17 protein-coding genes are annotated in these 19,119 nt (G+C 71.6%); 5 read left to right on the forward strand and 12 right to left on the reverse strand.

Annotated elements, in window-relative coordinates; all coding sequences use genetic code 11:
• Positions 1-101: 101 nt before the first annotated feature.
• The 10 genes from VA596_RS39060 to VA596_RS39105 all read right to left on the reverse strand — a co-directional run bounded on the left by VA596_RS39060 (position 102) and on the right by VA596_RS39105 (position 11,280).
• Positions 102-752: a TetR/AcrR family transcriptional regulator gene (locus VA596_RS39060; protein WP_323334203.1), complete on the reverse strand. Its 651-nt coding sequence runs from the start codon at positions 750-752 to the stop codon at positions 102-104.
• Positions 753-833: 81 nt separating this feature from the next.
• A complete protein-coding gene (locus tag VA596_RS39065; protein ID WP_323334205.1) occupies positions 834-2,525 on the reverse strand; it encodes a flavin monoamine oxidase family protein in 1,692 nt (563 codons plus the stop codon).
• Positions 2,522-3,277 (reverse strand): carbon-nitrogen hydrolase family protein, encoded by a 756-nt coding sequence (locus VA596_RS39070; RefSeq protein ID WP_323334207.1) that lies wholly within the window; start codon positions 3,275-3,277, stop codon positions 2,522-2,524. Before VA596_RS39070 ends, VA596_RS39065 begins: the two co-directional genes overlap by 4 nt.
• On the reverse strand, positions 3,274-4,665 hold the full coding sequence (locus VA596_RS39075; RefSeq protein ID WP_323334209.1) for an amino acid permease: 1,392 nt from the start codon (positions 4,663-4,665) through the stop codon (positions 3,274-3,276). Before VA596_RS39075 ends, VA596_RS39070 begins: the two co-directional genes overlap by 4 nt.
• A gap of 763 nt (positions 4,666-5,428) precedes the next feature.
• Positions 5,429-6,712: a sensor histidine kinase gene (locus tag VA596_RS39080; protein ID WP_323334210.1), complete on the reverse strand. Its 1,284-nt coding sequence runs from the start codon at positions 6,710-6,712 to the stop codon at positions 5,429-5,431.
• A gap of 2 nt (positions 6,713-6,714) precedes the next feature.
• On the reverse strand, positions 6,715-7,425 hold the full coding sequence (locus VA596_RS39085) for a response regulator transcription factor (protein ID WP_323334212.1): 711 nt from the start codon (positions 7,423-7,425) through the stop codon (positions 6,715-6,717).
• Between the two features lie 35 nt (positions 7,426-7,460).
• A complete protein-coding gene (locus tag VA596_RS39090; protein WP_323334214.1) occupies positions 7,461-8,135 on the reverse strand; it encodes an IclR family transcriptional regulator in 675 nt (224 codons plus the stop codon).
• Positions 8,136-8,191: 56 nt separating this feature from the next.
• The gene (locus tag VA596_RS39095; RefSeq protein ID WP_323334216.1) at positions 8,192-9,004 is read right to left on the reverse strand and encodes a sugar phosphate isomerase/epimerase family protein; all 813 of its coding nucleotides are present in this window, start codon (positions 9,002-9,004) and stop codon (positions 8,192-8,194) included.
• Positions 9,004-10,137 (reverse strand): DUF993 family protein, encoded by a 1,134-nt coding sequence (locus VA596_RS39100; protein WP_323334217.1) that lies wholly within the window; start codon positions 10,135-10,137, stop codon positions 9,004-9,006. The genes VA596_RS39095 and VA596_RS39100 overlap by 1 nt, the downstream gene beginning before the upstream one ends.
• 102 nt (positions 10,138-10,239) lie before the next feature.
• Positions 10,240-11,280: a LacI family DNA-binding transcriptional regulator gene (locus VA596_RS39105; protein ID WP_323334219.1), complete on the reverse strand. Its 1,041-nt coding sequence runs from the start codon at positions 11,278-11,280 to the stop codon at positions 10,240-10,242.
• A 314-nt stretch (positions 11,281-11,594) separates the two neighbouring features.
• Here VA596_RS39105 and VA596_RS39110 point away from each other — a divergent pair, with 314 nt between their 5' ends.
• The 3 genes from VA596_RS39110 to lpdA all read left to right on the forward strand — a co-directional run bounded on the left by VA596_RS39110 (position 11,595) and on the right by lpdA (position 14,282).
• On the forward strand, positions 11,595-11,999 hold the full coding sequence (locus tag VA596_RS39110; RefSeq protein ID WP_323334221.1) for a nitroreductase family deazaflavin-dependent oxidoreductase: 405 nt from the start codon (positions 11,595-11,597) through the stop codon (positions 11,997-11,999).
• Between the two features lie 77 nt (positions 12,000-12,076).
• On the forward strand, positions 12,077-12,841 hold the full coding sequence (locus VA596_RS39115) for a lysophospholipid acyltransferase family protein (protein ID WP_323334222.1): 765 nt from the start codon (positions 12,077-12,079) through the stop codon (positions 12,839-12,841).
• 49 nt (positions 12,842-12,890) lie between these two features.
• Positions 12,891-14,282: a dihydrolipoyl dehydrogenase gene (lpdA, locus tag VA596_RS39120; RefSeq protein WP_323334224.1), complete on the forward strand. Its 1,392-nt coding sequence runs from the start codon at positions 12,891-12,893 to the stop codon at positions 14,280-14,282.
• 41 nt (positions 14,283-14,323) lie between these two features.
• Here the strand turns inward: lpdA and VA596_RS39125 are convergent, their stop codons facing one another.
• Both VA596_RS39125 and VA596_RS39130 read right to left on the reverse strand, forming a co-directional pair.
• The gene (locus VA596_RS39125) at positions 14,324-15,295 is read right to left on the reverse strand and encodes an SGNH/GDSL hydrolase family protein (RefSeq protein ID WP_323334226.1); all 972 of its coding nucleotides are present in this window, start codon (positions 15,293-15,295) and stop codon (positions 14,324-14,326) included.
• Positions 15,296-15,381: 86 nt separating this feature from the next.
• Entirely contained in the window at positions 15,382-15,843 is a 462-nt protein-coding gene (locus VA596_RS39130; RefSeq protein WP_323334228.1) for a GNAT family N-acetyltransferase, read from the reverse strand.
• Positions 15,844-16,173: 330 nt separating this feature from the next.
• On the opposite strand from VA596_RS39130, the gene VA596_RS39135 reads away from it, so the two are divergent.
• On the forward strand, positions 16,174-17,076 hold the full coding sequence (locus VA596_RS39135; protein WP_323334230.1) for an NADP-dependent oxidoreductase: 903 nt from the start codon (positions 16,174-16,176) through the stop codon (positions 17,074-17,076).
• A 138-nt stretch (positions 17,077-17,214) separates the two neighbouring features.
• Complete coding sequence (locus VA596_RS39140) at positions 17,215-19,116, forward strand: S8 family serine peptidase (protein WP_323334232.1); 1,902 nt, start codon at positions 17,215-17,217, stop codon at positions 19,114-19,116.
• Positions 19,117-19,119: the final 3 nt, after the last annotated feature.

A 19,119-nucleotide genomic window follows, 5' to 3' on the forward strand; every position in this document is an offset into this window, starting at 1 on the left:
CGTACCGTGAGCTTGCGTCGGTGGTTCGTCCATCGACCCGAAGCTCCCGGCGCCCTCCTCCCCCTCGTGGCGCCGGGGGCTTCGGTCTGCCCGTGAAGCGGTCAGCCGGGCTCGCCCCGGCGCGGAGCCGGCGGCTGCTGCTGGATCGCCGGGAAGATCTCGCCCACCAGCGTCACCAGCGACTTCGACAGCAGCAGGTGCACCTGGTCCCGGGTCAGCGAGCCGCGCACGAGCCATTCCCGCCCGGCCGACTTCACCATCCCGCCGAACGCGCGCACCAGCGCGTTCAGCTCGGGACCGTGCTCGCTCTCGCTGGACAGCCCGACGGCTTCGAGCACCCGGTCGGCGGACTCCCGGTCGGCCTCTTCGAGGATCCGCTCCACCTCGAGGTCGCGGCCGATGCCTTCGGGCGCGATCGCGGCCAGCCACATCCGCTCCTGGCTGGTGACCATGTCGAGGAACCAGTCGATCGCGACGTCGGCCCGCAGTTCGAGCGGCCCTTCGGGCAGGATTTCGACGGCCAGCCGCGGCACGGTCAGCGCGCGGCGGATGATTTCCAGGTACAGCTCGCGTTTGGTGCCGAAGTAGTGGTTGATCAGCCCGCGCGCCACACCGGCCGCGGCCGCGATGTCCGAAGTGGACACTTCCGAGTAGGGGCGGTCACCGAACAGCCGTGCCGCGCAGGTGAAGATCTGTTCCTTCCGTTCGTCCGGTTCCAGTCTTCGCCATCGCGGCGCCGGCTCGGTGTTCATGCGTCCTATCGTCGCATGACCCGTTGAGCCAGGCAGTTCAATCTCCGGCGATGGCAGATGGGGGACCACGATCGGGGCACGTCAGTCCGGCAGCGTGAGGGGCGCGATGTCGGCGAAGCCGTCGCCCGGGCCGGGGTTCGCCGGGTCCGTTTCGCCGCCGAAGTGGTGCAGCACGCCCCACACCGCGTTCAGCGCCGTCTGCACCGCGCCTTCGGCCCAGCCCGCCGTCCACGAGACGTCGTCACCCGCGAGGAAGAGGCCGCGGTAGCGCTCCGGAAGCGCGTCCTGCATGAAGTGCGTGAAGAGCCGGTGCTGGTAGCGGTAGTGGCCGGGCAGGTTGGCCTTGAACGCGCCCATGAAGTGCGGCTCGGCCTCCCACGACACGGTCACCGGGTCGCCGATGATGTGCCGCCGGACGTCAACGCCGGGGTAGATCTCGCGCAGCGACTGCAGCATCACCTCGACGCGCTCGCCGACGGTCAGCGGCAGCCACTTCAGCGAGTCGTCCGCCCAGGTGTAGGACAGGCAGATGACCGCGGGTGACGCCGGGTCGTCGCCGAGCAGGTAGGTGCCGCGCGGCATCCGGTCGGTGAGCGTCATGCTCATCGTGTCGCGCCCGGTCACCGGGTCCGGGTCCAGCCAGAACGGCCGGTCCACCGGCACGAACACCTTCGACGACTCCATGTAGTGCGTGCGCTCGATCGCCGTCCAGTGGTCGATCGGGAACAGCGCTTCGTCGCATTCGATCTTCGACAGCAGCATCCAGCTCTGCGCGGTGAACACCGCGGCGGGGAACGTCCGGATGTGGCCGCGCGCGTCGGTCACGGTGATGTTGTTGGGCGCAGTGCGGTGCAGCCGCGTGACGCCGGGGTTCGGCCGGCCGCCGTGCAGCGTGCTCAGGCTGGTTCCCGCGGGCCAGAAAGCGATCTCTTCCGGCGTGTGCTCCCACAGCCGTTGCGGCAGCTGCCGGCTGCCGCCGACGATGCTGCGGTGCTCGTCGTCGGCGCCGGTGTAGACCACCCGCAGGATCTCCAGGATGGAGTTCGGGAAGTCGGTGTCCCAGCCGCCGGTGCCGAAGCCGACCTGGCCGAAGATCTCGCGGTTGCGGAACGAGGCGAACGCCGGGGAGTCGCAGAGGAAACCGTAGAACGTCTGGTTGTCGAGCTTCGGGACGAGCTCGTTCCACAGCCGCTTGATCGTCTTCGCGTCGCGGTCTCGGATCGCCGTCTGCATCTCGGCGAACGACGCGTGCTCGGCCAGCGTCCGGTCCCAGGCCGCGGCGACCTCGCCGAACACCGCGGGCAGGTCGGCCGGCGTCCGCGCGTAGTGGCTCTGCCCCTTGAGGTCGACGACGGTGCTCGGCGTCCCCGGCGCGAGCGGGTTCGGGAACGGCGTCGTCGCCAGCCCGACCTTGTCGATGTAGTGGAAGAGCGCGGTCGAGGCGGGCGGGAAGCGCATCGCGCCCATCTCCGCGACGACGTCGTCGGGGCAGCCCGGGAACCGCACGGTGCGCAGCCGGCCGCCGATTTCGTCGATTTCGTAGACGACCGGGCGCAGGCCGAGCTTCATCAGCTCGTACGCCGTGACGATGCCGGACAGGCCACCGCCGATCACGGCCACTTCGGTGCCGTGCCGCTCGGGTGGCACCGAGCCCAGCCCGGCCGGGTGGGCGAGGTGGTCGTCGTAGGCGAACGGGAAGTCGGGGCCGAACATCGTGATCGGCCGGCCGGCCGGTTCGTCGTGGTGGATCGCGGTCGGGACGGCGGAGGTCATGCGGTGGTTCCCCGGTACAGGTCGGGCCGTCGGTCGGCCAGGTGGGTGTTTTCGAGCCGGGACGCGACGAGCGCGTCCCGGGTGATTTCGGCGTGGACGAGCGCAGGTTCGGCGCCGGCGCGGGCGAGCACTTCGCCGGTGGGTGCGACGACGCAGGACCGGCCGCAGTAGGTCAGCTCCCGCTCGGTGTCACAGCGGTTCGCGTAGGCGACGAACAGCTGGCTTTCGTAGGCGCGGGCGGGCACCAAGGTGTCGGCGACCAGCTCGTACGGGCTCATCAGCGCCGTCGGCACCACCAGCAGCTCGGTGCCGTCGAGCGCGTGCGCCCGGACCATTTCGGGGAACTCGACGTCGTAGCAGATCAGCAGCCCGACCCGGACGCCACCGAGGTCGGCCTGCACGACGGCTTCGGTGCCCGGGGTGAACCAGTCCTTGTCGATCGCGCCGAAGAGGTGCGTCTTGCGGTAGTTCGCCAGGCGCCGTCCGGTGCCGTCGATCAGCTGGACGCTGTTGTAGACGCGCTCGCCGTCGGACTCGGGGTAGCCGTAGGCCAGCGCGACGCCGGTTTCCCTGGCCAGTGCGGACATCCGGGCCGCGGTGGGCCCGTCGGCCGGTTCGGCGAGTTCGTGCGTGCGCGCGCCGATGTGGTAGCCGGTGGTGATCATCTCGGCCGCGACGACGAGGTCGGCGCCGGACGCCGCGACGGCGCCGGGCAGCTCGGCGAACGGGCCCTGGTGGACGGCGACCCTCATGACAGCCGCGACTTCCGGATGCCGTAACCGAAGTAGATCAGCAGGCCCACGGCCATCCAGGCGCCGAAGACGACCCAGGTGGCGCCGTCGAGGCTGAGCATCATGTAGCCGCAGCACAGCACGCCCAGGATCGGCGTGACCGGCGCGAACGGCACGCGGAACGTGCGCGGGGTGTCCGGCTGGCGGCGTCGCAGCAGCAGGACGGCCACGTTGACCAGGCCGAACGCGAAGAGCGTGCCGATGCTGGTGGCGTCGGCGAGCTTCCCCAGCGGGATGAACGCCGCGAGCACCGCGACGAACCCGGAGACGACCAGGGTGTTGGTCCGTGGCGCCCCGGTCTTGGCGTCCACAGTGGACAGCGACTTCGGGACGAGCCCGTCGCGGGACATGGCGAACAGGATGCGCGTCTGTCCGTAGAGCACGGTCAGGACGACGCTGGAGATCGCCACGATCGCACCGACGGCCAGCAGGGCGGCCCACAGCTTGTTGTCCGACACCGTCGAGAGCACGCGTGAGAGGGCGGCCTCCTGGCCGTCGAACCGCTGCCACGGCAGCGCGCCGACGGCGGCCACGGCGACCAGGCAGTACAGCACCGTGACGATGCCGAGCGAGAGCAGGATCGCCCGCGGCAGGTCGCGCTGCGGGTTCTTCGCCTCCTCGCCGGCGGTCGACGCCGCGTCGAAGCCGATGTAGGAGAAGAACAGCTTCGCCCCGCCGGCGCTCATCCCGGCCAGGCCGAGCGGCAGGAACGGCGAGTAGTTCTTGGCCTGGACGGCGGTGAACGCGATGGCGCAGAACAGCACCAGTGTGGCGATCTTGACCACGACCATGATCGTGTTGGCCCGCGCGCTCTCCTTCGCGCCCGAGAGCAGCAGCACCATCGCGAGCAGCACGACGGCGATGGCCGGCACGTTGACGATCCCGCCCGAGCCCGGCGGCTGGCTCAATGCGTCCGGGATGGCGAAGCCGAAGACGAGCCGCAGGAGTTCGTTGAGGTACTGACCCCAGCCGACGGCCACCGATGCCACCGAGACGCCGTATTCGAGGATCAGGCACCAGCCACAGACCCAGGCGACAAGCTCGCCGAGCGTGGCGTAGGCGTAGGAATAGGACGAACCGGACAGCGGGATCATCCCGGCGAGCTCGGCGTAGGACAGCGCGGAGAAGAGCGCGGTGATCCCGGCGAGCACGAACGACAGCACGACGGCGGGCCCGGCCACCGGCACCGCTTCGCCCAATACGACGAAGATGCCACTTCCCAGCGTCGCGCCGATGCTCAGTGTGGTGAGCTGGCCCAGCCCGAGCGACCGCTTCAAGCTGCCATGATCACCTTCGGCGATCAGATCGGCGACCGGTTTCCGCCGCACCGTCGCGGCTCGCAGAGTCATGCCGACGACCGTAACTGCCGTCGCGGGAGCGCATAACAGGGGAACATTGCGCGTAAAGATGAATCACAGGTGATTCATTGCACAAGGTGCGCAATTCGTGGCGAATCATTCCATCGGGCTCGGCATGTGGAGAGGCATCACGCGTGTGTGGAGAGGCATCACGTGTGATTGGAGGGGCATCACGCGTGATTGGGAGGGCATCACACGTGATTGCGGCGACGACACGCCGATGTCCCTCGGATCACGGGTGATGCCCCGCGGATCACGGGTGATGCCCCCTGGATCACGAGTGAAGCCTCGTGGATCACGCGTGATGCCCGCTGGGACACGGGTGATGCCCGGGTTAGGTCCTGCAGACCACGGGTGATGCTCGCTTGACCACGGGTGATGTCTGGTGGGGCCGGGAGTGCGCCTGGTGGGGCACGAGTGCGGCCCGCGAGGCGCGGGTGGTGCCCCGCGGCGCGCGGGTGATGCTTGGTGGATCACGCGGTGCCCGATGGGCACAGGGTGTGCCAGGTGGGGCACGGTGCTGCCCGGCGGGGCTGGGGTGGTGCCCCGCCGACCACGGTGTGCCCGGCTGGGCGCGAGCGGTGCCAGGTGGGGCACGTGTGGCGCCTGGCGGGCGCGGGTGATGCTTCGCGAGCAGGTGGTGTCCGGTGGGCACCACCACGCTTGGCGAGCACGGTGGGCGCGAAGTGGTGTCCGGTTGCGTGGGTGGTGCCTGGCGGGCGGGGATGACTGGTGGGTGTGGGGAGGGCTGGGGTCAGGGTGGGGTGGCGGCGGGGAGGAGGAGGGTGAAGGTTGGCGGGGACGGGAGGCTCAGCCGCAGGCGGCCGCCCTCGGCTTCGGCCAGGCTGCGGGCCAGGCGCAGGCCGATGCCGTGGCCGCCTGTCGCGGTGGCGAACGGGTCCGTTTCGCCTAGGCCGGGACCCTCGTCGGCGACGTCGATGGCCAGTGCGTCCCCGGCGTCGCGGGCCAGCACCGTGACCGTGCCGCGGCCGTGCGTTGCGGCGTTGTCCAGCAGCACGCCGAGCACCTGGCGGACCGCCGCCGCGGCCGCTCGGGCGGGGGGCGGGTCCTCTCGGGTGATCCGCATCTTCCGTCCGTGCGGGGCGAGCAGAGCCTCCCCGGCCTGCCGGACCTCTTCGAGCAGGACGTCGAGCGCCAGCTCGGCCCGCGGCGCGCGGCGTTCGCGGCCCAGGGCCAGGAGGTCCTCGATGGTGCGTTCCAGCCGGTCGGCGGACGCGATCCCGGCGCGGATCGCCGCGTGCGGGTCGCTGCCCGGGGTCTCCAGTGCGGCTTCGAGCTGCAGCCGCAGCCCAGTCAGGGGCGTCCGCAGCTGGTGGGACGCCTCCGCGGAGAACGCGCGCTCGCGCTCGAGCGTCTCGCCGATCCGCGTGGCCGTGGCGTCGAGCGCCTCGCCGACCTGGTCGATCTCGGCGATCCCGGCCCGGGGGCCGCGGGCGGTGAAGTCGCCGTCGCCGAGGCGTTCGGCCGCGGCGGCGAGCTCCTCCAGCGGCCGGACCAGCCGGTTCGTCGAGCGCCGGGCCATCAGCCAGCTCGCGCCGATCGCGGCCACCGCCAGCGCGGCCATGGTGAGCCAGGTCAGCCCGATCCGCAGGTAGAGGTCGGACACCGGCAGCGCGGCGCGCACCACGCCGATCGCGCGCGCCCCGTTGACCACCGGGACGGCCAGGACCAGCTCGTCGCCCTGCCGGCCGGTCACGACGTCCTGAGTGGCCCGGGCCGCCTCCCGCTCGATCGCGCCGCCGACGGCCGGCCCCTGCCCGGCGAGCAGGCGCCCGTCCGGGGCGTAGACCCCGACCGTCCCCTCGGCCTCGTCGCCGTCGAGCGGCGGGACGACCGGGGGCAGCCCGGCGGTCAGCTGGTGGGTGACGGCCAGCGCGGCGGCGTCGGCGGCGCGCTCCAGGTCCGACGTCGTGTCGTCGCGGTAGTACCGCATCACGGCCACGCCCAGCGGGAGCGCGAACAGGACGGTCGCCACCAGCGCGGCGAGCACCGTCAGGGAGATGATCCGGCGGCGCACGGCTACCTTTCGGCCACGGTCCGGGCGGGGTCCTCCAGGCGGTAGCCGTGCCCGCGCAGGGTGGCGATCCGCGGGGCCTCGGCTCCGGCTCCGGCCGCCGTGCTGAGCTTGCGGCGCACCGCCGCGATGTGCACGTCCAGCGTCTTCGTCGAGCCGTACCAGTGCGCGTCCCAGACCTCGGCCATCAGCGTCTCGCGGCTGACCGCGACGCCGGGCTGCTCGGCCAGCCGGGCCAGCAGGTCGAACTCCTTCGCGCGCAGGACGACCTCCTGGCCGTTGACGCTGGCGCGGCGGCTCGCGACGTCGACGGTCAGCCCGCCGACGGTCACCGGCGGCCGGGCCGTGACCGGCGCGCCGCGGCGCAGGTGCGCGCGCACCCTGGCCAGCAGCTCGCCCAGCCGGATCGGCTTGGTGAGGTAGTCGTCGGCCCCGGCGTCCAGGCCGACAACGACGTCCATCTCCTCCTGCCGGGCGGTCAGGATGACCAGCACCGTGGCGGGCAGTGCGACGCGCAGCAGGCGGCAGACCTCGACGCCGTCCAGGTCGGGCAGGCCCAGGTCGAGCAGAACGAGGTCGAACTCGCCGTGCCCGGCGGCCTCCAGCGCGGTCCGGCCGTCACGCCGCCAGGACACCTGGTAGCCGTGCAGGCGCAGGGTGGATTCGAGCACGCTGCCGATCGCCGCGTCGTCTTCCACCACCAGCAGGTTCGGCATGCCGGGCAGCCTAACCGGACCGCCGCCGATCCACGTCAGGGCTGGTCGGGACGGGTGCCGAAGCCGATCCGGGAGATGCGCCGCGCGGCGCCGGTCACGGCCGCGCCGAACCCGGCGGCCCGCGGCCCGGTGAACCGCGTGGTCGGCCCGGTGATCGCGAGCGCGGCGAGCACCCGCCCTTCGCCGTCGTGCACCGGCGCCGCGACGCTGGACGCCCCGGCCTCCGGCTCGCCGTGGCTGGTCTCGGCGTCGCCTGCCGCGTCCGGGGCGAGCACCAGGCCCACAGCGCCGCAGGTCAGGGGCAGCTCGTCACCCACGCGGCCGACGTGCCGGAGGGTCTGCGGGCCTTCCTGCTGGGCGACGCAGACGAGCACCTCCGTGCTGCGGACGTAGAGCCCGGCCGTCTCGCCGCACTCCAGCGCCAGCTCGCGCAGCACCTGGCGCACCGGCTCGGGCAGCTGCCACGCGGTGTTCGCCAGCTGGGCCCAGCGCAGCAGGCCCGGGCCGACGGTGACCCGCCCGTCCGGGCGCGTCCAGAGCAGGCCGCGCTGCTCGCAGGTGGCGACCAGCCGCAGCACGGTGGTCTTGGCCAGGCCGCTCGCCGCGGTGAGGTCCTTCACGGCCCAGGTCCGGCGGTGTTCGGTGAAGAGCGCGAGCAGGTCGAAGGTGCGCAGCACGCTGCGGACCGCGCCGTCGTCGTCCGACTTCACCCCAGCGACCCCCCCCGTCCGCCTGACGGCTTCAGGGTATCCGCGGGCGGGGGTGTTCAAGCCACGTGTCGCTCGAACGCCACGAGGGTCTCGGCCAGCACCTCCGCGCCGGGCCGGGCCCACAGGTCGCCGTTGAACACCTCGACCTCGATCGGGCCGGTGTAGCCGGCGGCCTCGACGCGGGCGCGCAGGTGCCGGTGGTCGATCGGGCCGTCGCCCGGCAGCGCCCGGCCGAGCAGCGGGTCGGGCAGCGGCACGAGGACGTCGCACACGTGGAACCCGGCGATCCGGCCGGCGGCCGCGGCGATCGACTCCTCGATCCGCGGGTCCCACCAGACGTGGAACTCGTCGACGATCACCCCGACCTGCTCCGCCGGGTGCTCGAGTGCGATCGCCAGCGCCTGGTCCACTGTGGACAGCACCGACCGGTCCGCGCACTGCATGGGGTGCAGCGGTTCCAGGCCGAGCCGCACCCCGCGTTCCCCGGCGTAGGGGGCCAGCTCGCCGACGGCGTCCGCGACCCGCTGCCGGGACGCCTTGAGGTCGTTACCCGCGACCCCGCCGACCACCAGCACGAGGACGTCGGCGCCCAGCGCGGCGGCTTCGTCGATCGCCTCGCGGGTCTGTGCCACACCGTCCACAGGGGACCCTTCGGGCGTCACGCCGGTGAAGAACCCGCCGCGGCAAAGGGAAGAGACGCGGACGCCGTGCTCCTTCAGCAGGCGCGCGGCCTCGTCGACGCCGGTCTCGGCGACCTTGTCGCGCCACAACCCGATCCACCCGACACCCGCTTCGGCGCACCCCGCCACCGCCTCGGGCAGCGACCAGGCCTTGGTGGTGATCTGGTTGAGGCTGAACCGGGGATCCATCACGCCACCCCGGCGGCCAGCAGCAGCGGCCGCATCCGGGCGATCGCCAGGTCGGGGTCGGCCAGCACCCCGGCCTCGTCGGCGAGCCGCAGCAGCGTGGCGAGGTGCGTGATCGTGCGCGCCGACTCCTGGCCCGCGATCATCCGGAAGTGCTCCTGGTGCCCGTTGAGGTAGGCGAGGAAGACGACGCCGGTCTTGTAGTGCCGGGTCGGCGCCCGGAAGATCTCCCTGGCCAGCGGCACGGTCGGGTCGAGCAGCGCGGCGAACCCGGCGCGGTCGCCGTCGTCGAGGCGGGCGAGCGCGGCCCCGGCGACCGGCGCGAGGGGGTCGAAGATCCCGAGCAGGGCTTCGCTGTGCCCGCGTTCGTCGCCCGCGATGAGTTCGGGGTAGTGGAAGTCGTCGCCGGTGTAGCACGCGACGCCGTCCGGCAGCGCCCGCCGGAACTCGGTCTCGACGGCGGCGTCCAGCACGGAGACCTTCACCCCGGCCACGGTGCCGGCGTGCTCGGCGCAGAGCGTGCCCAGTTCGCGGGCCGCGGCCCGGATGTCGTCGTGGCCCCAGTAACCGGCCAGCGCCGGGTCGAACTGCTCGCCCAGCCAGTGCAGCAGCACCGGCCCCCCGGCCTCGGACAGCAGCTTGCCGTAGGCCGCGTGGTAGTCGCCGGGCCCGGACGCCGCCGCGGCGAGCGCCCGGCTGGCCATCACGACCGGCACCGCGCCCGCGCCGCCGACCAGGTCCAGCTGCTCGCGCCAGGCGTCCACAATGGACGCGACGGTGGCCGGGCCGCCGGGCAGCTGGTCGGTGCCGACGCCGGCGACCCAGGGCCGCCCGTTGGCGGCCGCGCCGGTGCGTGTCACCAGTTCGCGGGTCGTCGCCCAGTCGAGGCCCATGCCGCGCTGCGCGGTGTCCATCGCGTCCGCGACGCCGAGCCCGCACGCCCAGAGGTGCTCGCGGAAGGCCAGCGTCGTGTCCCAGTCCACCGTGTCGGGCTCGTCGGCCAGCGCGTCGGCCACGACGTGCGCGGCGGCGTAGGCGATCCGCGACGTCGGCGGGGTTGCCGGTGGCGCAGGCGGTCTCGGTCCGGACGGCGACCACGTCGTGAGCTCGCCGCCGGGGGTGGGGAGCACGAGCACGGGAACCTCCGGGGTGGTCAGAAAGCGCTTTCTCACTGGTTACGGTAGGGCCTGTGCCGATGCTCGACAAGGCCCGTCCGGGTCGGCGAAGACCCGTGCGGGTCAGCGCTTGGGTTTCGCGGTGCTGTCCCGCAGCACGACCTCGCCCGAGAGCCGGATCGTCCGCGGCCGGCTCGCGCTGCCCCCCTTGACCGCGAGGTCCATCGCCCGCTCGCCCAGCTCCTCCAGCGGCAGCCGGACGGTGGTGAGCGCCGGGCAGAGGTCGCGCACGACCGGGATGTCGTCGAAGCCGGCGAGCGAGACGTCGCCGGGGACGGACAGGCCCGCCTCCCGCAACGCCGTCATCGCGCCGACCGCCATCACGTCGGTGACGGCGAAGATGCAGGTGGGCAGCTTGCGCTTGCGCCCGGCGAGCAGGCGTTTCGTGGCTTCGTAACCGCCGTCGCGGGTGAACGCCGCCTCGACGACGTCGTCTTCGCGTAGATCGATGCCGTGCGCGGCCAGGCCGTCGGTGAAACCGGCGAGCCGGTCGATGACGGTGCTCAGCCGCCGCGGCCCGGCGAGCACGGCGAACCGCTTGTGCCCGAGGCCGACCAGCGCCTTCGCGAGCTCGGCGGCGCCGCCCTTGTTGTCCGGCTGCACGGTGTCGATCTTGAGTCCGCGGTGGCGGCTGACCGCCGCGACCTGCCCGCCGCCCCGGCGGTAGGGCTCCAGTTCGGCGGCCATCGCGCGCTCCCACGCCCGGTCCTCGAAGGCCGAGCCGATCAGCAGGATGGCCGCGGCCCGCTGCGCGCGCAGCGTCGAGACGTAGGCGACCTCGCGGTCCGGGTCGCGGAACGTGCCGGCCAGCATCACCAGCAGCCCGTTGTCCGTGGCCACCCGCATCACGCCGCTCGCGATGGCGGCGAAGTACGGGTCGCTGACGTCGTGGCAGATCACGCCGACCGTCCGGTGCGTGCCCCCGGCGAGGGCCTGCGCGTGCGCGTTCGGGGCGTAGGCCAGCTCGGCCGCCGCCGCGGAGACCCGTTCCCGCAGGTCGGCGCGGACGGACGCGGTGCCGTTGAGCACCCGCGACGCCGTCGCGAGCGAGACGTTCGCGCTGCGTGCCACGTCTTCGAGCGTCACGTGCGGCCGGGCCTTCATGGATCCTCCAAGATCGGTCTCGGGCGTGCGGCCCGCATACCTTGTTCCTCGGGCTCGCCGGCCGCGTGGTGCTCGGTTCCGCGGGCGACGGGAACGCAATCTACTGGGGAGGAGTGCGGGAACGGAGAGGGTAAGCCCGCTCCGGTTCGCCCAGGTGGTCCGGGTGGTGGTCACAGGCCCGGCGGGCGCCAAAACTTACCCCGATCGTGTGACGGGGCGGTGGGGAAGATCAGCGGCCGGCCGGGTGTTGTCCTCAAGGAGAACCCCGACGTGGTGAGTTCGCCACGTCCCGAAGATCATGAGAGGAAGCGCCCATGCTGTTCGGTGACGAGCACGTCCGCCGCTACGAAGAGACCGACGGCGAAGTCGGCCACGACTGGAAGGACGGCGTCCCCGCGCTGGTGCTGACCACCACGGGCCGCAAGACCGGCCAGGAGCGCAAGTTCGCGCTGATCTACCAGGAGGTCGACGGCAACGCCGTGATCGTCGCCTCCAAGGGCGGCGCGCCGAACCACCCCGGCTGGTACTTCAACCTCCTCGAGCACCCCGAGGTCGGCGTCCAGGTGAAGGCGGACAAGTACCAGGCCCGCGCCCGCACGTCGTCGGGCGAGGAGCGCGCGAAGCTGTGGGACAAGCTCGCCGCCGTCTGGCCGGACTACAACGAGTACGCGAAGAAGACCGACCGCGAGATCCCCGTGGTGGTGCTCGAGCGGCTGTGACCCGAGCGCTGTGATCTGCGCCGCGTTCCGCGCGCGGAACAGCCGATCCGGCCGGCTGTCGGCTACGAATTACCTTCATGACCGACCGCTGGACCGCCCTCGACCTCGAGGGTGAGCTGCTCACCCGACGCCAGATGATCGCCTACGGCCAGCGCTTCGCCCGCGCCGGCCGTGGCGCCTGGTACAGCTTCGCGATCGAGGTGGTCTGGCAGTTCCTCGTGCAGACGACCCGGTTCCGGGTACGGGGCTCGCGGAACATCCCGAAGACCGGCGGGGTGCTGGTGGCCTCCAACCACCTGTCGTTCGCCGACCCGACGACCCTCACGGCCTTCTGCCTCGCCGCCGGCCGCGTGCCGCGGTACCTGGCGAAGGCTTCTCTCTGGAACCTCCCTGTCGTCCGTTCGGTGATGCGCTCCGGCCGGCACATCCCGGTCTACCGCGGCGCCGTGACCGCCTCGGAGGCCTTCCGCGACGCGGTCGCGTCCGTCAACGCCGGCGAGTGCGTCGCGATCTTCCCGGAGGCGACCTTCTCCAAGGACCCCGACGGCTGGCCGATGCGCGGCAAGACCGGCGTCGCCCGGATCGCCCTGGAGACCGGCGCGCCGGTGATCCCGGTGGCCAACTGGGGCACGCACCGCCTGCTGCCGGCCACCGCGTGGTTCCCCCGCGGCCTGCCGCGCAAGACCGTCGACCTGGTCGCCGGGCCGCCCGTCGACCTGTCCGACCTCGCCGGCCGCGAGCTGACCCGCGCGGTGCTGGAGGAGGCGACGGCACGCATCATGGCGGCGGTGACCGACCTGCTCGTGACGCTGCGCGGCGAGCGCCCGCCGGTCGCCGCCTGAGGCCCGGGTCACCCCGCCGGGCGAGGCCCGGGAGGGTAGTTTCGGACGTATGAGTGCACAACACTTTGATGTCGTCGTGCTGGGGGCCGGGGTAGGTGGTTACGTCGCGGCGATCCGGGCGTCCCAGCTGGGGCTCAGCGCCGCCGTGGTCGAGGAGAAGTACTGGGGCGGGGTCTGCCTGAACGTCGGGTGCATCCCGTCGAAGGCGCTGCTGCGCAACGCCGAGCTGGCGCACGTGGTGACGCAGGAGGCGAAGGCGTTCGGCATCTCGTCCGACAGCCCGATCCGCGTCGACTACACGGCTGCCTACGAGCGCAGCCGCAAGGTCGCCGACGGGCGCGTCAAGGGCGTGCACTTCCTGATGAAGAAGAACAAGATCACCGAGTTCGACGGGCACGGCACGTTCGTCGACGACCACACCCTCGAGGTGAACGGCGATCGCATCACGTTCGGCCACTGCGTCATCGCGACGGGCGCGACGACCCGCCTGCTGCCGGGGACGTCCCGCAGCTCCCGCGTGGTCACCTACGAAGAGCAGATCCTTTCCAGTGAGCTGCCGTCGAGCATCATCATCGCCGGGGCCGGCGCGATCGGTGTCGAGTTCGCCTACGTGCTGCACAACTACGGTGTCGACGTCACGATCGTCGAGTTCCTCGACCGGATGGTCCCGCTGGAGGATGCCGACGTCTCGGCCGAGCTGGCCAAGCGGTACCGCAAGCTCGGCATCAAGGTCCTGACCTCGACCCGCGTCGAGTCGATCGACGAGTCGGACGCTTCGGTGCACGTGACGGTGTCTTCGGAGAAGGACGGCACACAGGTCCTGGAGGCGGAGAAGGTCCTGCAGGCCATCGGCTTCCAGCCGCGTGTCGAGGGTTACGGCCTCGAGAACACCGGCGTCGCGCTGACCGACCGCGGGGCCATCGCGATCGACGGCCGCGGCCGCACGAACGTCGACCACATCTTCGCGATCGGCGACGTGACGGCGAAGCTGATGCTGGCGCACGCTTCGGAGTCGATGGGCGTGGTCGCGGCGGAGACGATCGCGGGCGCCGAGACGATGGAGCTCGACTTCCCGATGATCCCGCGCGCGACCTACTGCCAGCCCCAGATCGCCAGCTTCGGCTGGACCGAGGCGCAGGCCCGCGACAAGGGCTACGACGTCCAGGTCGCGAAGTTCCCCTTCACCGCCAACGGAAAGGCCCAGGGCCTCGGCGACGCCGGCGGTTTCGTGAAGCTGATCAGCGACGCGAAGTACGGCGAGCTGATCGGTGGCCACCTCATCGGGCCGGACGTCACGGAGCTGCTCCCGGAGCTGACGCTGGCGCAGCAGTGGGACCTGACGGTGCACGAGGTCTCCCGCAACGTGCACGCGCACCCGACGCTGGGTGAAGCGGTGAAGGAAGCCCTGCACGGCCTCGCCGGGCACATGATCAACATGTAGTCCGGCGTCCCGCTCCGGCCGCCGGCCGGAGCGGGGCCCGGTCACCAGCCGGCCGTGCGGGCCATCCTCGCCACCTGATCCGGCTGGGCCGCGTCGCGGGCCGTGGGGGCTCCGGACTTCGCCTGCACTCCCAGCGCTTTCGCGATCAGGGCCGCCTCCGCTTCCATGCCCGCCCGGTACGGGTGGAACGCCGCGGCCGCGAACAGGTTCGTCGACCGGCCGGCGACCCAGGCCGCGTCGCCCGCGCACGCGTCGTGGCCCAGGCTCGGGCCGTACGTGTCCACGAACTGCGCTTTCTCCTGCTTCGCCGCCGATGCGATCGCCGCGTTCAGTGCTCGTTCCACCTGGTCCGCCCAGGCGTAGTCGCCATCGGACAACGGCACCACCGAAGGGCAGTAGCCGTGCGGCGGGACCAGCCGCGGGTAGCCGACCAGCACGATCTTCGCACCGGGCGAGTGCTCGCGGACGCCCCGGATCACCTTCGCCACGTTGCGGCCCGTGTGCTGGACCGCGGTGATCATCGTGTCCACGCCGCCGACCGTGTAGTGCGCCTGGCACGGCGAGCCCGCCGGATCCGCCGCGCGCAGCGTCGGGCACATGCCGACCAGGGAACCGAAGACGCCGTAGTCGTTGCCGCCGATCCCGATCGTGACCAGGTCCGTGTCGAGGGTCAGCGCGTCGAACTGCGGGCTCTGCGTGCTCAGCGGGAGGTCCGGCGACGGCGTCACCTGGGCCGCCGTCATGTTCGTCGTGTCCGCCGACGAACAGCTCGCGTCGGTGAACCCGCCGGGGGCGTCGTAGAGCCCCAGCCGGGTCGCCAGCCACGACGGGTAGTTGTTGTTCGAGCGGAAGCACCAGCTCGCCCGCTGCCACGGGATCAGCGGCCCGGCGGTGTAGGAGTCCCCGAGCGCGACGTACCTGCCGAACGAGGGCGCGGCGGAAGCGGCCGGGGCCGCGGCGGCGAGGCCGGCGAGCACGAGCAACAGGACGGCGACCGGGGAACGGCGGCGCATGGGCGACCTCTTCGTCGGCGATGGGTGGAACGATCACCGCACCCTGACTCACCTGGTCACCTGCTCACAATAGACATGAGATTCTTTCACGTTAAAGTCTCCCGCACGTGGGGGATGGTGAAGACGACCTCGGGACGCGCCCAGGCGATCTTCGGGGGTCGCGGCGGGATCGTGCCGGTGCGCCGCGCGCCCATGCGGAGGTAGAACCCCAGCGCGGGCGGGTGCGAGACGACGCGGACGGTCCGCATCCCGCGCGAACGGGCCTCGGCGAACATGTGCGTGACGAGCCGGCCGCCGAGGCCGAGCCCCTGGGCGGTGTCCGCGACGAACAGGATGTCGAGTTCCGGTGGTTCTTCGAGGAGTGCGTAGAAACCCAGGAGTTCCTCGCCGTCCATGGCGGCGAAGGTCGGGTTGGCCTCGACGTAGGCGGGCGTGACGGAGTAGCCGTCGAGGATGGACGCGTATTCGCCTTGGTATGCGGAAGAAGCGTGCATCAGCGCGGTGAAGGACTCTGCTTGGGATCCGGTGGCCCGGACGATGTCGACCATGCTGCGCACCCTACGAACGGCGACCGACAGTTTCGGTAGGGTCGGGAGGTGGCGGATCTCGATCGGCTCCGGAATGTGTTGCGGCACAACGGGATTCTCGGCGAAATTCTCGAACGGGTGAAGGTTTGGGACTGGCGCATCTGCAGTACGAAGCCAAGTTAGGCGTTCCGTGCCCGCTGTTCGCCGGTGCGGAAGCCACCATCGACGCTTTCCCTCGGTCTGCTCTTGCGTCGGCGTGCGGTCTTCGAACGCAAGGTGGCCGGAGCTGACGGTGTTGACCTCCAGTTAGCTCGAAGTACCAAGCTGGAGGCCGACAACCTGGAGGGATTCATGAAAGCCGTGGCGTTCACCGAGTTCGGCGGGCCTGAGGTGCTTCGCGTGCTCGAACTGCCCGAGCCGCATGCCGGGCCCGGGGAGGTTCGGGTGCGGGTCAAGGCTGCCGGGGTGCAGCCTTACGATGCCGCCGTGCGGGCCGGGTGGGAGCCGCCTGGCCTGGCCTTGGGCTGGCCGCGGGTGCCCGGGAACGAGTTCGCGGGGATCGTCGACGAAAGCGGTTCGGACGTTGCCGTGGGCACCGAAGTGCTCGGCTTCACCGCCGTTCAGGCCGCTGCCGAATTCGTTGTCGTGCCCGCTTCCGACGTGACGCCGAAACCGCCCGAAATGCCGTGGGAAGTGGCCGGCGGGTTCACCGCGGGGACGCAGACCGCCTCGATCGCTCTCGAAGCGCTGCAGGTAAAAGCAGGCGAGACGCTGCTCGTTCACGGTGCCGCCGGGGCGGTCGGCACCGCCGCCGTCCAGCTCGCGCGGCTCAAGGGCGCTGAGGTGGTCGGGACGGCGAGTGCGGACAATCAGAGCTACGTCCGCTCGCTGGGCGCGGCCGCCGTCGTCTACGGCGACGGGCTGAAGGAACGGGTCGAGGCCGCCGCGCCTCAGGGGATCGACGCCGTGCTCGACGGGGCCGGTGGGGTTGCCCTGGAGGTGTCCCTCGAACTGGTGAAGTGGCGCGACCGCATCCTGACGCTCGTCGAGCACGGGAAAGCTGCGGGGCTCGGTGTGCTCGTCTCGAAGTCCGGACGCTCGGCGGCACGTCTCGCCGCACTGGCCGCGCTCTACGCCAAGGGTGACTTGCGGTTCCACGTGCGCCGTGCGTACCCGTTCAGCGAGGCGGCCGCCGCGCATCGCGAGATCGAGACCGGGCACGGCCGGGGAAAAATCGTTCTCACGTTTCCTTGATCGTTCCACGATGTGGACGCGCGCACGTTCCCGACTTTGGTCGCTGGACCCCGTGATCGGTCACTCCTTAGATTCTCCCCATTACACCCGGTCGGGTGTCATTCGGTCGAGTGGCCGAGTACCGCAGGGGAGAAATCGATGGTGAGATTCAGCCGGGTCGCCGCGCACGCGGTTCCGCTGACGGTCGGCGCCTTGCTGTTGTCGACGGGCGTCGCCGTGGCCCAGCCGTCCACGGTGGACGCCGCGACCGCACGCACCGAGGCGGGCATCGGCGCGCTGCAGAGCATCAAGAAGAGCCTGACCCCGGCCGAGCGCAAGCAATCGAGCCAATTGGTCGTCGAGAAGCGGTTGCGGGCCGACCGTTCCCTGGCCGCGAAGCTGCCGGAATACCGCTCCGGCGTCGGCGTGAGCGGTGCCGGCACCGTCTCGGTCGACATCGCCACCCGCGACCAGGCCGTTTCGGACGCGGTCAAGGCGGCCGGCGGCACCGTCCGCTACGCCGCGGCGGACGCCGTCCGCGCGGACCTGCCGCTGGCCGCGCTGGACGCGATCTCCGGCCGCGCGGACGTCACCGAGGTCAAGCCCGCCGCCCAGGCCACCACCTGGAGCGAGCCCGGCAACCGCGACCTGCGCCAGACGCTCGCCGCCAAGGCCGCCGCCGCGACCGTCGTGTCCGAAGGGGACAAGGCCCACGGCACCGACACCGCCCGCACCACCTACGGCGTCAGCGGCTCCGGCGTGAAGGTCTGCGTGCTCTCCGACGGCGTCGACTCGCTCTCGAAGTCCCAGACCGCCGGTGAGCTGCCCGCGGTCGACGTCCTGTCCGGGCAGAAGGGCAGTGGCGACGAGGGCACCGCGATGCTCGAGATCGTCCACGACCTCGCGCCCAACGCCACCCTCGGCTTCGCGACCGCCTTCACCAGTGAAGCCAGCTTCGCCGCGAACATCCGCGCGCTGCGCACCACGAGCCACTGCCAGATCATCGTCGACGACGTCTCGTACTTCGACGAGTCGCCGTTCCAGGACACCCAGGTCGCGCAGGCCGTCAACGACGTCACCGCGGCCGGCGTCCTGTACTTCTCCTCGGCCGGCAACTCGGGCAACGCGACCGACGGCACCAGCGGTTACTACGAGGGTGACTTCCGCGCTTCCTCGACGAAGATCTCCGGCGTCACCGGCACGCCGCACGACTTCGACCCCAGCGCCACCACGCAGAACTTCGACGCGCTTTCGGCGGGTTCGCTGGGCAAGCCGGTGACGCTGTTCTGGTCCGACCCGTGGGGTAAGTCCGCCAACGACTACGACCTGTTCATCCTGAACTCCGCGGGCAGCGTCGTGGCCTCGAGTGAGAACAGCCAGTCCGGCTCGCAGAACCCGTACGAGATCGCCAGCGTGCCGACCACCGGCTCGGGCTACAAGGTCGCCGTGGTGAAGTACAGCGGCGCCGACCGCTTCATCGCGCTGAACGTGATCCGCGGCCGGTTCGTCGCGTCGGGCTCGCTGAAGGCGTTCAGCACCAACGGTGTCACCAACGGCCACTCGTCCGCGGCGAGCGCGTTCAGCGTGGCGGCGGCCCCAGCGGCGGGTGCGTTCACCCGGCCGCTGGAGACCGGCGACCCGGCGAACCCGGCCGGCCCGTACCCCGGCGTGTTCACCGCGTCGAGCAAGTGGGAGCGGTTCTCCTCCGACGGCAAGCGGCACCAGTTCTACAACGCCGACGGCACCGCGATCACCGCGGGCAACGTGTCCTCGACCGGCGGTGCGACCCGGAACAAGCCGGACATCACGGCGGCCGACGGCGTGGCGACCTCGGTGACGGGCTTCCAACCGTTCTTCGGGACGTCGGCGGCGGCCCCGCACGCGGCGGCCATCGCGGCGCTGCTGCTGTCGGGCAAGCCGACGGCGACCCCGGCGCAGATCCGCACGGCGCTGGTGTCTTCGGCGATCGACTTGGGCACGCCCGGGTTCGACACGGTGACCGGCAACGGCCTGATCATGACGGGCCCGGCGCTGGCCGCGCTCGGGGTCCAGCCGAAGTAGGTT

It is taken from the genome of Amycolatopsis heterodermiae (assembly GCF_034929455.1).
GTDB lineage: Bacteria > Actinomycetota > Actinomycetes > Mycobacteriales > Pseudonocardiaceae > Amycolatopsis > Amycolatopsis heterodermiae.

Excerpts from the sequence above, each read along its gene's own strand:
- VA596_RS39060 (WP_323334203.1), bottom strand. The coding sequence starts at position 752 with ATGAACACCGAGCCGGCGCCGCGATGGCGAAGACTGGAACCGGACGAA.
- VA596_RS39065 (WP_323334205.1), bottom strand. The coding sequence starts at position 2,525 with ATGACCTCCGCCGTCCCGACCGCGATCCACCACGACGAACCGGCCGGC.
- VA596_RS39070 (WP_323334207.1), bottom strand. The coding sequence starts at position 3,277 with ATGAGGGTCGCCGTCCACCAGGGCCCGTTCGCCGAGCTGCCCGGCGCC.
- VA596_RS39075 (WP_323334209.1), bottom strand. The coding sequence starts at position 4,665 with ATGACTCTGCGAGCCGCGACGGTGCGGCGGAAACCGGTCGCCGATCTG.
- VA596_RS39085 (WP_323334212.1), bottom strand. The coding sequence starts at position 7,425 with ATGCCGAACCTGCTGGTGGTGGAAGACGACGCGGCGATCGGCAGCGTG.
- VA596_RS39095 (WP_323334216.1), bottom strand. The coding sequence starts at position 9,004 with ATGGATCCCCGGTTCAGCCTCAACCAGATCACCACCAAGGCCTGGTCG.
- VA596_RS39105 (WP_323334219.1), bottom strand. The coding sequence starts at position 11,280 with ATGAAGGCCCGGCCGCACGTGACGCTCGAAGACGTGGCACGCAGCGCG.
- VA596_RS39110 (WP_323334221.1), top strand. The coding sequence starts at position 11,595 with ATGCTGTTCGGTGACGAGCACGTCCGCCGCTACGAAGAGACCGACGGC.
- VA596_RS39115 (WP_323334222.1), top strand. The coding sequence starts at position 12,077 with ATGACCGACCGCTGGACCGCCCTCGACCTCGAGGGTGAGCTGCTCACC.
- lpdA (WP_323334224.1), top strand. The coding sequence starts at position 12,891 with ATGAGTGCACAACACTTTGATGTCGTCGTGCTGGGGGCCGGGGTAGGT.
- VA596_RS39125 (WP_323334226.1), bottom strand. The coding sequence starts at position 15,295 with ATGCGCCGCCGTTCCCCGGTCGCCGTCCTGTTGCTCGTGCTCGCCGGC.
- VA596_RS39130 (WP_323334228.1), bottom strand. The coding sequence starts at position 15,843 with ATGGTCGACATCGTCCGGGCCACCGGATCCCAAGCAGAGTCCTTCACC.
- VA596_RS39135 (WP_323334230.1), top strand. The coding sequence starts at position 16,174 with ATGAAAGCCGTGGCGTTCACCGAGTTCGGCGGGCCTGAGGTGCTTCGC.
- VA596_RS39140 (WP_323334232.1), top strand. The coding sequence starts at position 17,215 with ATGGTGAGATTCAGCCGGGTCGCCGCGCACGCGGTTCCGCTGACGGTC.